The sequence below is a fragment of the Methanogenium sp. MK-MG genome, assembly GCF_009914725.1.
Lineage (GTDB): Archaea > Halobacteriota > Methanomicrobia > Methanomicrobiales > Methanomicrobiaceae > Methanogenium.
Map to the genome: position 1 here is coordinate 51,740 of NZ_JAAAWJ010000003.1, position 11,677 is coordinate 63,416.

Consider the following 11,677-nt stretch of genomic DNA (forward strand, 5'->3'; position numbering starts at 1 on the left):
ATCATTCCTCATATAACATCATGATCAGCTGCTCTGCCACCTCTTCGGTGATGCCCATGTCCAGAATTGTAAACCGTTCTGGGCGGATGCTGCGGGCAAGGATAAGGGCCTGTGCTGCCACATGGTCATCAATTCCAATCTCCTTTGGCGTCGTCGGCGCCCCTATCGTTCTCAGGGAGTTTCGGATACCTCTCCAGTCACCGCCATGCAGGTACATGGTGATGATGGAACCGATGCCGCACTGCTCACCATGAAGCCCTTTTCCCGGAGCAATCTGATCAAGGGCATGACTGAATTTGTGCTCTCCACCAGACGCAGGGCGTGACGAACCCGCGATACTCATCGCCACACCGGAAGAGAGCAGTGCTTTGATGACGGTCCATGCGCTCTCTTCAGCATGGGGTTTGATGAGGTCGGCATTTTTACTGATGATCTCCGCTGTCATGCGTGAAAGTGCCATGGCATACTCTGATATGGGTTCACCCCGGAGGCGGTGAGAGAGTTCCCAGTCAAGGATGGCCGTGTAATTGGATATCACATCCGCACACCCTGCTGCAAGCAGACGGTGGGGTGCTGCGGCGATGATGCCGGTATCGGCGATGAGTGCAATGGGAGGACTGGCCGCAAGCGATACGCTCCCTCCTTCAACCGGCACCGACGCACGTGACGACGCAATGCCGTCATGGGAGGCTGCGGTGGGGACGCTGATAAACGGACGGCAACAGTTGTAGGATACAATCTTTGCCGTATCAATGACCCTGCCACCGCCGACACCGATAAAGACATCGGCACCACGTCCCGCCTCTTCAGCCTCGGATATTACTTCCGGTGTGATGGTGTCGACAATAAAAAGTTCAGCCTCGGCCACCTCCTTTATCTGTGAAAGAACCTGGTTGCCTGCGACGTCCATCGTCCCTCTTCCGCTGAATACGACGACTGAACCCGAGACATGGAGGTCCTCGCAGACCTTCGGCAGCTGCGTAAGCACATCATGACCAATGATCACATCACGCGGCAGCTGCATCCATTTAGATTTATCCAAAACGTCTGTTTTGAGTAATTTTATACTGTCATGACTCATGTACTATCATTAAATGATGTGGGATTTTATATACAAATATTACGTTGGTCCGACACTAAACGGAGAACCCTATACCATTGTCGATACACTGACCTATGCCATCATCCTCATTCTTGCCGTATATCTCGTATACAGATGGCTGAAAAAGACCGGCATTGACATCGATCAGCAATTTATCCTCTCGACAATTCCCTTCGTCGTTCTCGGAGGACTGCTGCGTGTTGTCGAGGATACGGGAATGATCCCGCGGCCCTGGAATGTCATTCTTGTAACTCCGATCATATTCTTTGTGGTTTTTTTCATCACCATTGCCATACTTGTAATTGCAAGAACACTGGAGAAGAAGGGTCTGATTGCATCATATACCAAAGGCTACGCCACAGGCGGTGTATGCGCCTGTATCATCACAGCAGCTGTTCTGGCATATTTTGGCATTACCGAGACACGGATTGCCCTGGATGTGCTCGTAATAATTCTGACGATGGCAGCAGTCTCATCGGCTGCGGTCTGGGGTCTGCTCCGGTATGGACTGGGATGGACATTTATGGAGGATATTCTCTATAAACTGCTTATTTTTGGCCACCTGCTGGATGCAAGCGCGACAAGTTTTGGTATAGATCTCCATGAACTGACCTATGTAGAGGTGCATGTTGTCGGCTCCCATCTCATCGAAGCCACCGGCACCGCATTTTCCATGTTCGCCCTGAAACTGGTGGTGATCATTCCTGCAATATATGTGCTTGAAATGTACAGGAAAGAAGGGAACAGCCAGTTGTGGCACCTCATTATTCTGGCAATGATCGTTGTCGGGATGGCACCCGGTATCAGGGACATGGTAAGGATGATACTCTATGTTTGATGGCAGTTACCGGACAGCCGCAATTGTCACGGTGGGAATCCTCATTCTGACAGGTGTTATCGGCGGATTTGCCGTGCATTCCGATCCTTCCGTTGGAGAAGAACTGATTGCCATGATGAACGAGGAGGTGTTCGAAAATATTCAGTCTGAGAATCCTGCGGTTGTTGCGTTCAACATCTTTGCAAACAATACGGAAACATCCATCATCCTGTTCATCGGCGGAGCATCGTTTGGACTGATAACAACACTGATACTCTCTTTTAACGGGTTTGTTATCGGTATGGTGGTCGAATACGTCCGGCAGGAACAGGGACTGTATGTCATTCTTGCAGGAATCCTGCCACATGGCATATTTGAGATTCCCGCACTGGTGCTTGCCGGCATGTTTGGTTTACTTCTCGGAGAGGAGCTCTGGAAAGAACTGCATGGCAACGGGGATGCCATCTCTGCGGCATAACGGATGGGCAAACAATTCCTCGTCTATGTTCTGCCTCTTCTTGGAATCGCAGCGATTATAGAGGGGTTTATTACGCCGGAAATCATACAGTTATTTATATAGGTGAATGAGTAATGCAGGAAGATAAAGGCGCACTCCCGCCGAAAGAGACGTTCAGTGAATGGTACAATGACATTCTCTGGCAGGCAGAAATAATGGATGTCAGGTATCCGGTGAAAGGTGTGTACGTATGGTTCCCTCACGGATTTGCCATGCGAAAAGCAACCTATGCGATCCTCAGGGAATTACTGGATAAAGACCATGATGAGACCCTGTTTCCGCTGTTGATTCCGGAAAATGAATTCATGAAGGAAGCGGAGCATATCAAAGGCTTTGAGGAGGAGGTATACTGGGTCACCCACGGCGGTACGAGTGAACTCGATGTGCCGCTTGCCCTGCGTCCGACATCCGAGACGGCGATATACCCCATGTATGCGCTGTGGGTCAGATCCCATGCGGATCTTCCGATAAAACTCTACCAGATTGTGAATACCTTCCGCTATGAGACCAAACATACTCGTCCTCTTATTCGCCTGAGAGAGATAACCTCGTTTGAAGAAGCACATACCGTCCATGCCACATGGGAAGAGGCTGAATCACAGGTGAATGATGCAGTGGACCTGTATCGTGCATTCTATGACAGGCTCTGCGTCCCGGTCATCGTCTCACGCCGTCCGGAATGGGATAAATTCCCCGGTGCGGATTATACCATTGCAACCGATGCCATCATGCCCGACGGGAAGACCCTTCAGGTCGGCACCGTTCACCATCTGGGTGACCATTTCTCCCGCACATTTGATATCACATACGAGGATGCACAGGGAGAACAGCAGCTCGCATACCAGACCTGCTATGGTATATCGGAACGCTGCATTGCGGCACTCATCAGTATGCATGGTGATGACAGGGGACTTGTTCTGCCGCCTGCTGTCGCACCCGTACAGATTGCTATTGTCCCCATCATCATAAAAAAGCGTGAAGAAGAAGTTCGTGCGGCAGCGGAAGCACTTGAGACCGAACTCAAAGAGGCAGGGTTCAGGGTAAAGACAGACTTCAGGAGCCTGCGTCCCGGTGCCAAATATTATCACTGGGAGATGCGCGGTGTGCCGCTCAGGATAGAGATCGGCCCGCGGGATATTGATAACGGTGTGGTAATGGCCGTGACGCGGTTGGGAGAAAAGATGACCGTCACGAGGGATGCACTGATACCTGATATACGGGCCATCATGGAATCGTTCACGGGACACCTGAAGGAACGGGCAGAACAGAAGGTGCAGGGACAGATTGTGTCAGTGTCTTCCCTTGAAGCAGCACGTGAGGCAGCAGCTACCGGTGTGGCCGTCATCCAGTGGTGCGGATGCAGGGAATGTGCCACCACCATTGAAACAGAGATTGACGTCAGTGTGCTGGGCACCGATGTTCAGAGCAAATATATTGCAGATACTGCAGGTACTTGCATCATCTGCGGCAAACCAGCACGTCCGGCAATCATTGCACGGACATATTAGTCCTCTTTTTTCCCTGACGGAATGGCTGATGCGATTTTGCCACGACCGTAAAAGGTATGAACCGGATGACATTGTCAATGGTAAGGGTATACACTGCCACTCAGTCAGGCGCATACACTCTCTGCCTTTCAACACCTGATACATCAGACTATCAAAAAAAAGATTACTGCGGTGACCCGGAATCCCTGCCACCAAAGAGGACCTTTCTGTATATCATCCTATAGTATTTAATAACGTATGTTGCATGCATAAATGCACGCCGATTAGGGTAAAAAACGAAAAACCGGGTTATATAGTTATTTATTTCCTGACGGGCGGATTTCAGTCCATCAGAAATACGGCCGCTGCAATGACGGATGTCCAGTCTCCGTCATCACCAACGACTGCACTCTTTGTCACATTTATGGTCTGCTTAAGTGCACTCTCGGATATACTGCCAAACATGTCCTTTGCCAGTTTCTCCGCATATCTTCCTGCCTGTTCCGGCCCCTGGCCAAATGAATGATGCTCGGTAAAGTATCCCCAGTGAGATTCCATATCCTCGGGAATTGCCACCCCGATGGATGCTGAAATTCTCCGGTGAGGTTCATTTGAAGAGAGGCGCGAAAACACCGTGAAAACAATACTGCCCGCATGCATATCCGGAAGCGCCTCCTCTTTTGATATGATTCTGCATTTCGGGGGGAGTATTGAACTGACTGTGACAATATTATAGCATTCAATCGATGCGTCCCGCAATGCCATCTCAAATGAAGTCAGTTCATCCGGACTCCGGCCGGCACCACAGGTAAAAAATACACGTTTTGGTACAAATCTATCGCTCATATTCTCCACCAGATAAGTATATACGTATGGCTGTGCGCTCACTTAAAGGAAATTGAAGAGACAGATGAATTATTTCCAGATGGTATGGATCATTATTTTCATCAACCAAAAAATAACAGAGATGGGTATAACTGTGGATTTACTCCGCCTGTGACACAGGCGGATGATATACCCTCGCGGCAAGATCCTTATCGACCATAAAGAGGATACTCATTCCCGTTTCATCACTGGTCATATTCAGTTGTTCAAGAATGGTGCGTGCGTTCTCCTCCTCCTCAACCTGTTCGTCCACAAACCACTGAAGCAGATTATATGTCGCATGATCATGCTCCTCCTGCGCAATCTCAACAAGATTATTGATCTTTGCTGTGACTGACTGTTCATGCTCATACTGATATTCAAAAGCCTTTTCAGGAGATTCCCACAGGGAAGGCGGGGCGTCAATAGCCTGAAGTTCTATGATTCCGCCACGGGAAAGGACATAATCATAGAATTTCATTGCATGGTCACGCTCTTCCATTGCCTGAATCCGTTCCCAGTTTGCAAAACCACGCAGCCCGACAGAATCATACCAGGCTGACATGGAAAGATAAAGATAGGAGGAATACAGTTCCCATTTTATCTGCTCATTGATTGCGTCAAGAATTTTTCCATTCATTATTTTTCATCACCTCGTTCAACCTCAACACTGCCCATTAACAATGTGCAATATAAAAAAACTATGGATGGACGGGGGTCACCTGCGCCCGTTGATGAAGCGCATGACAAAGGATTTTTTATCCGCATATTTCTGCTGCAGGTGAGGGGTCCCTGCATGGAATGTGTCCCGTTTTTCCTGAAATATTATGCCAAGAGCAATCTTTCCGGAATCGTCATACCGGTATTCCCGCACAAGACGGCAGGCTGCATCGAAGTCTTCAGGATGATGGTTAACAGGCACATACACCTGCCTGTCATACTCTTCTGTTTTATCCATATAACTTCTACAGGTCTGGAGGATGTCAATATATGAAAACCCGGAATGGGATATGCCAGCATAAATGAGCCCGGTTAGTTCTTTCCCCCGCCGGGAATAACCCCGTGCAACGAAACTGCAGCCGGCTGAAAGAAGCAGTTCGGGTGGATTAAATGCAATCTCACCCGTATCATACGGGTTTGATTTGCCATGGTATTCGCCGGGAGACGTTGGGGTAAACTGCCCTTTGGTCAGCCCGTAGACACGATTGTTATGCACAAGAACCGTCATATTCACATTCCGTTTGGCTGCAAAGAGGAGATGTGCAATACCCTCTGCATATGCATCCCCGTCCCCCACACAGCAGATCACGTTCAGGTCAGGATTTGCCATGCAGATGCCTGTCGCAAAGGAGACTGACCTCCCGTGAAGGGAATATAATGAATTAATATTCAGGTAATCAGCCATCTTTGCGTGGCACCCGATCCCTGCAACGATAACCATCTTTTCACGGGGGATGCCTTCTGCCTCCAGGCGGAGAATGACATCTTTGAGTGCATGCTCAATGGCAAAATTGCCGCAGCCCGGGCACCATGTATTCTGTGCATCTGTTATGTGTCCTTCAGTCATTCAGCCAACCCCCACAGGTCTTCTGTCAGTTGGTCCAGTGTGAAAGGCCGCCCGTCAAACCGGGGCAGTCTGATATCAACTGGGATGCCATGCGCCTCACATATATCCGCCAGCTGTCCCGAATAATTATCTTCCGGAAGGAATGTCATACGGGAATTGCGGGTGGCAGCAAGCATCTCCGCTTCCGGAAACGGGTGTATAACAATTGGCTGGACTGATTTAATCCCGACAATTCCCGCTGCCTCACGGCAGAGCGGGGCATTTGAACCCCATGAGATCAGGCACTGGTCAGCATCTGTGTTTCCTGAAATATGTACCGGATTCAGGCAGGAAACCGCCTCTTTCATCAATGGAATTTTTTTCATCTGTTTACGGGTCATGGCTGCAATCTGCATACCGTCATCAGCGGATATGCCGCGTTCATCATGCGATTTGCTGTTTCCTTTAATTACAGACCCAGAAAGGGGGGGGGATGCGTATGGGGATATGCCGTCTTTTGTATCCCTGTACCTCAGGTATTCATCAGCGCCTTCCCAAAGAGGGAGAGAGACAGGCACCTGTGCCGGTAACAACTCCGGAGCGACCGTGTATATGCCCTCTGACAGGGTCTTATCCGTCATCAGAATGGAAGGTACCTGAAACTGCCAGGATAATGAGAGTGCATGGCCCGCCCATTCAATTGCCTGCTGTGCATCTCCGGGAGCAAAAACAAACCGGGGAAACTCGCCCTGACCTGCATGAATCGCAAAATGAAGATCCGACTGGGCAGTATATGTCGGAGTACCGGTGGAAGGACCACCTCTCTGTGCAAGAACGATGGTAATCGGAATTTCTGCCATGCCTGCCATTGAAAGGGCCTCTGTCATCAGGCAGAAACCACCTCCGGATGTGCCGACAGCAGTTTTTGCCCCGGCATACGCCATCCCCTCCGCCATGGTAATGACTGCAATTTCACTCTCCGGCTGAAAGACCTGCAGACCTGTCTCACCGGAAGCGCCCGCCATGAAATGAAGAATGCCGGTTGAAGGACTCATCGGATATGCAATATATCCGTTCAGCCCGGCAGAAAGCAGACCCAGACATGCGGCCTCATTTCCGGAGAGAAGAATTCCCGGTGACTGCGCAAGGCGCTTTAATTCTTTCTTCTCCGTCTGCATCCGGAAGGCATCTTGGGCAATTCCAAGGTTTTTTTCTGTGAATTTATGCATCTCATGCGAAATGACGGATGCGATATCTTCCCATTCCATACCGATGGCGGAAGCCAGAGCACCGATCATTGCGGTATTTTCCATGACGGCTGATCCTTCATTCTTCCCGACAATACGCTTCAGGGGAATACCTGAACCGGCATCTGACTGCACACTATCGGAGTTATAAATGATCAGGGCATCACGTCTGCAGTCATTCTGATGAAGCCGGAGTGTTGTCGTGTCCATTGCCAGGAGAATATCAATTCCCGAACGGTGCGTTCCGACCGGATGGCTGCAGGCACGGATAACAGAGAAGTTGTGTCCGCCGCGTATCAGTGACGGATAATCATAGTACATATATGCATAATATCCAAGGCGGGTGAAGATGCGGGCAATCGTCTGGCCCGCAAGATTGATTCCATCCCCCGCCTTTCCCCCAATCAGAACAGAACATTCACTCACTGAACAGTCATCTCCTTTGAACCTGCATGGAGATGAACAATACATAATGGTTTGCGTATTTCAGGCATACGCATTACTGCACAATTGCCGAAGCCTCCTCATCAAAAGGATTTGTCCTGAGGGCAAGAGAGAACATATAGGGATAACTGTTCTTCAGGTACTCCATATACCTGATCCATTCGCTGACGAGTTCTTTATAGACCCGGTCAATATCCCCTTCGATATGCCGGCAGTCACTTTCAGGAAGGCAGTCAAAACCGGGACGGCGCTGCAGCTCCTCATTCAGGTGGAATACGGCACGCAGAAGTTCGGTGAATGTCTGATTCTCAAGAAGGACGGGGTTTTCAAGCAAGCGCAGGAGAAAATCACGTTTCTGCATGAGAAACCGGTCCAGTTCAGCAAGATCGATCTCATCCCGATTAACAGAAAAGGGGTAGTCATCAATTGATGCTGACGCACTACGAAAACGTTCAGCCCCCCAGTCATCACCAATGATGAGCTTGTTTCGCAGCACAGAGGAATTCTCATCGTAATCTGAAAGGACGGTCAGCAGGTGATCCCCCACTTCGGCAAAGAATGTCCCGATGACCATATTGAGTTTCTGCATCTTCTCCTGATTAGACCGGATGGTCAGCAGGTGGTTGAGTACCACGGTCACCAGAAGTACACTGATTGGAAGAAATCCCATCGAATTAAAGAGGTAATTAATGGTATTTTCCGGATTATGGAGCAGAAGCATCTTCGTTGAGTAAATGGCTACGGATGCCGCCACCAGAAAAAGTGCAAGTTTCATCTCCCAGGCAACTGATTTTCCCATTTTTATATGTCTCCCGGACATGCTGCATCTTCATACCCGCACCCCATACCGGGGGTATCCGATAAGAATAAATACAGCATTTCCGTATGGAATGATATGATTAAAAAGGCATCAATTATTCTGATTGTTCTTGTCATCGGGATGGTATGTATCGCCGGGTGCACGTCAGATACCGGCGAGGCCACGCCCACTGCCACACCACTGCCTGTGGAAACACCGGTTCCGACAACTCAGGCGGCGCCTGATCTCGTGCCCCGGCCCACCGATGTCGTACCGACCACACAGTTTGTGGATGTTGCTACGTCAAAAGACCCGATAACAGGTGACATCACCGTCACATTCCGGGGAGGAAAAGGTCAGGATCAGGTCAATGACATAAAAGTGGTTGTGATATCAGGCACCGGCGCTACGACGACCAAATCTCTTAAGCCCGACGTGAATGCTGAAGCGGTATTCACGGTGGATGACGGAGAGGCGACACGAGGTGAGGACCGGGTCATAGTCACGGTATCCTTCTACGATGGCAAAAGCTACACAATTTATGACGATGTCCTTTCCAGAACCAGAACCACAAGCTGAAAAAGGATGATTACTGAACGTTATCCTTTTTTTTGACCGTCCAGTGCAGAAGAATTCCGTCGTCTATTTTTTGGGCATCTTTGAGGGCAAGGGAGGGGAAATCCGCTTCACTGATAAATCCGTTCCCGTCTGCAGGAGTGGGTGCATCTCTCCCGCCGATGATCATATTTCCTATACAGGTAAACAACTCATCAACAAGCCCCTCTGCAAAGAGGGACCCGATCAGGGTGCCGCCCCCCTCAACCATAAGACTCTGTATGCCAAGGGTGCCGAGATATTCCAGAAAGGCTGAAAGATCAACCTGTTCATCCCCGCATACCTGTATTTCAGCATATTGTGAGAGGGCAGCGGTCTTTGCAGGCTCTGCAAAACCTGAAACAGCAACGATTCTTTTGCCGGGACCTTTATGAAGTATATCTGCATCCACCGGTGTTCTTGCCCTGCTGTCAATGACAATACGCACAGGATTTTCATCCCGGCCGTCATCTGTCCGGTTTTTTCTGAGCAGCGCATCTTTAACGGTAAGGGAAGGGTCGTCGGCAAGCACCGTCCCTATCCCCACCATGATCGCATCACACTCTGACTTTATCAGATCAACACGCCTGAAATCAGTCTTTCCTGATATTCTGACCTGTCTGCGTTCTTTCGTTGAAAGTTTGCCATCTGCACTCATTGCCAGATTGACAAACACATGAGGCCGCATACAATAGCATTTATTCATGCCCGAATTTAGCCATGTTGGTGTCAGGCCGGTCCTGATGGGGTGCTGTATACAGAGGAAGAGATCAAAAATCCTGTCGGTCGTCAAAAATAAACAATAAAATTAGTGCCTCAGGCCGGATTTCAGCCCCAAAGTGTAATGCCCTAAAATCATATATATGATATAATACCATACTAATTATGGAAAAGAATGCCTTTCACGCAACGCGGCACCAGTATCAAACCTATGAAACGCGGGCCCTGGAAAATGCGATCAGTGATGGCAGAATTTCCAAAATGGAAGCCGGATACATCCGGGAATTCCTATCCGAAACCAATTCTCAGAAAGACCTATCAGCGCAGAGAAAATTTAAGTTAGCCTCGAACCTCTGCACGGTCTCGCAATACGCCCCATCCATTGAAGAGATGACGATAGGCGATCTCTATGAGACAGTTGAGAAGATCAAGAACGGGATCTCTTCCCGGGGGAAGCCTTACACCAGGAACACACAGTCCGATCTCTTACGCATCCTGAAGCGGTTCACACTGTGGATGATAGAGAACCATTACATTGATCTTGATGCGAAGAAAGTGCAGAAGATCAAGATACCGGCATACTCTACAAAGACCAAATCTGATAAGGACATCCTCACCGAGGAAGAGGTTCTTAAGATCATATCCACAGCGAAGAGCATTCGATACCGGGCATTATTGAGTGTGCTATTTGAAGGCGGTTTCCGCATACAGGAATGCGCCGATATGAGATGGCAGGATGTCAGGTTCACAGACTGGGGGGCCCGCATCCGCACCGATGGCAAGACCGAGAAGGAGCGGGCCGTGCCGATCATCATGTATTGTGACACCCTCGCAAAGTGGCAGAGTGAACACCCCGACCCGTCGCCTGAAAACTTTGTGTTCCTGAACCTGCACGACAAGCCACTGAAATACCAGAACACCCTTAAGACCATCAAACAGTTTGCAGAGGGGGCAGGAATTGAACGGAAGATCACGCCGCATATCTTCCGGCATTCTCGCATTACCTTTTGCCTGAGAAACGGCATGCAGGAGACACTTTTAAAGAAAACATTCTGGGGGAATGAGACAACCGATATGCTGAAGATATACAGCCACCTCACGCCGGGCGATGCAGACGAAGCATTCGCACGCATGGCAGGGGTAGAGCTGCCAGACGATACCGGGGAAGAATCAAAGTTAAAGCCGGTGCAGTGTGACCGCTGCCATTACGTGAACGCACCCCTGGCCCGATTCTGTAGCAGATGCGGCAAAGGACTTTCTGAGGAGGCCCGGGCAACAGTGGAAGGTATCGAGGCAGAACTGAGAAACATCATGGCAGAGGATCCCCTCACCCTCCTGGAAGCAGCAAAAGAGATCGAGGCAGCCAAACATGGAGGCCCCCGACAGGGTGCAGCAGTGCAGCCCCCGGAACAGGCCCGCCCCCCTGCTGATGACACCGACAGCACCGCATAGCCGGACATCCTTCCCTCCCTCTCTCTTTTTCTCTGCTGCTGCACATGTGGACCCGTGCAGCACACCTATTCGGACATTCTGGGATCGG

Annotated in this window: 12 protein-coding genes; 5 read left to right on the forward strand and 7 right to left on the reverse strand. The window is 49.8% G+C overall.

Going from position 1 to position 11,677, the window contains the following annotated elements; translation table 11 throughout:
• Position 1: 1 nt before the first annotated feature.
• Entirely contained in the window at positions 2 to 1,081 is a 1,080-nt protein-coding gene (locus MKMG_RS00950; RefSeq protein ID WP_165074518.1) for an NAD(P)-dependent glycerol-1-phosphate dehydrogenase, read from the reverse strand.
• A gap of 13 nt (positions 1,082 to 1,094) precedes the next feature.
• On the opposite strand from MKMG_RS00950, the gene MKMG_RS00955 reads away from it, so the two are divergent.
• From MKMG_RS00955 to proS, 3 genes are all read left to right on the forward strand, one after another.
• Positions 1,095 to 1,940 carry a DUF63 family protein gene (locus tag MKMG_RS00955; protein WP_165074520.1) on the forward strand — a complete coding sequence of 282 codons (846 nt, stop codon included), beginning with the start codon at positions 1,095 to 1,097 and terminating at the stop codon, positions 1,938 to 1,940.
• Positions 1,933 to 2,397, forward strand: coding sequence for a stage II sporulation protein M (locus MKMG_RS00960; protein WP_165074522.1), 465 nt, complete (start codon positions 1,933 to 1,935; stop codon positions 2,395 to 2,397). Before MKMG_RS00955 ends, MKMG_RS00960 begins: the two co-directional genes overlap by 8 nt.
• A gap of 113 nt (positions 2,398 to 2,510) precedes the next feature.
• Positions 2,511 to 3,944 carry a proline--tRNA ligase gene (gene proS, locus MKMG_RS00965; protein ID WP_165074524.1) on the forward strand — a complete coding sequence of 478 codons (1,434 nt, stop codon included), beginning with the start codon at positions 2,511 to 2,513 and terminating at the stop codon, positions 3,942 to 3,944.
• 321 nt (positions 3,945 to 4,265) lie between these two features.
• Here proS and MKMG_RS00970 read toward each other — a convergent pair whose 3' ends face one another.
• The 5 genes from MKMG_RS00970 to MKMG_RS00990 form a co-directional block, all read right to left on the reverse strand.
• Positions 4,266 to 4,769 (reverse strand): pyruvoyl-dependent arginine decarboxylase, encoded by a 504-nt coding sequence (locus tag MKMG_RS00970; RefSeq protein ID WP_165074526.1) that lies wholly within the window; start codon positions 4,767 to 4,769, stop codon positions 4,266 to 4,268.
• A gap of 139 nt (positions 4,770 to 4,908) precedes the next feature.
• Positions 4,909 to 5,427, reverse strand: coding sequence for a ferritin (locus MKMG_RS00975; RefSeq protein WP_216842856.1), 519 nt, complete (start codon positions 5,425 to 5,427; stop codon positions 4,909 to 4,911).
• A gap of 78 nt (positions 5,428 to 5,505) precedes the next feature.
• The gene (locus MKMG_RS00980) at positions 5,506 to 6,354 is read right to left on the reverse strand and encodes a thiamine pyrophosphate-dependent enzyme (protein ID WP_165074528.1); all 849 of its coding nucleotides are present in this window, start codon (positions 6,352 to 6,354) and stop codon (positions 5,506 to 5,508) included.
• Positions 6,351 to 8,006, reverse strand: a complete 1,656-nt coding sequence (locus MKMG_RS00985) for a 2-oxoacid:acceptor oxidoreductase subunit alpha (RefSeq protein ID WP_165074530.1) — start codon at positions 8,004 to 8,006, stop codon at positions 6,351 to 6,353. Before MKMG_RS00985 ends, MKMG_RS00980 begins: the two co-directional genes overlap by 4 nt.
• Positions 8,007 to 8,079: 73 nt before the next feature.
• Positions 8,080 to 8,823: a hypothetical protein gene (locus tag MKMG_RS00990; RefSeq protein ID WP_165074532.1), complete on the reverse strand. Its 744-nt coding sequence runs from the start codon at positions 8,821 to 8,823 to the stop codon at positions 8,080 to 8,082.
• 96 nt (positions 8,824 to 8,919) lie between these two features.
• Between MKMG_RS00990 and MKMG_RS00995 the strand changes: the two genes are divergently transcribed.
• Entirely contained in the window at positions 8,920 to 9,402 is a 483-nt protein-coding gene (locus MKMG_RS00995; RefSeq protein WP_165074534.1) for a hypothetical protein, read from the forward strand.
• 10 nt (positions 9,403 to 9,412) lie between these two features.
• On the opposite strand, the gene MKMG_RS01000 is transcribed toward MKMG_RS00995, so the two are convergent.
• Positions 9,413 to 10,105 carry a 2,5-diamino-6-(ribosylamino)-4(3H)-pyrimidinone 5'-phosphate reductase gene (locus tag MKMG_RS01000; protein ID WP_165074546.1) on the reverse strand — a complete coding sequence of 231 codons (693 nt, stop codon included), beginning with the start codon at positions 10,103 to 10,105 and terminating at the stop codon, positions 9,413 to 9,415.
• A gap of 197 nt (positions 10,106 to 10,302) precedes the next feature.
• Between MKMG_RS01000 and MKMG_RS01005 the strand changes: the two genes are divergently transcribed.
• Complete coding sequence (locus MKMG_RS01005) at positions 10,303 to 11,589, forward strand: site-specific integrase (RefSeq protein ID WP_165074536.1); 1,287 nt, start codon at positions 10,303 to 10,305, stop codon at positions 11,587 to 11,589.
• Positions 11,590 to 11,677: the final 88 nt, after the last annotated feature.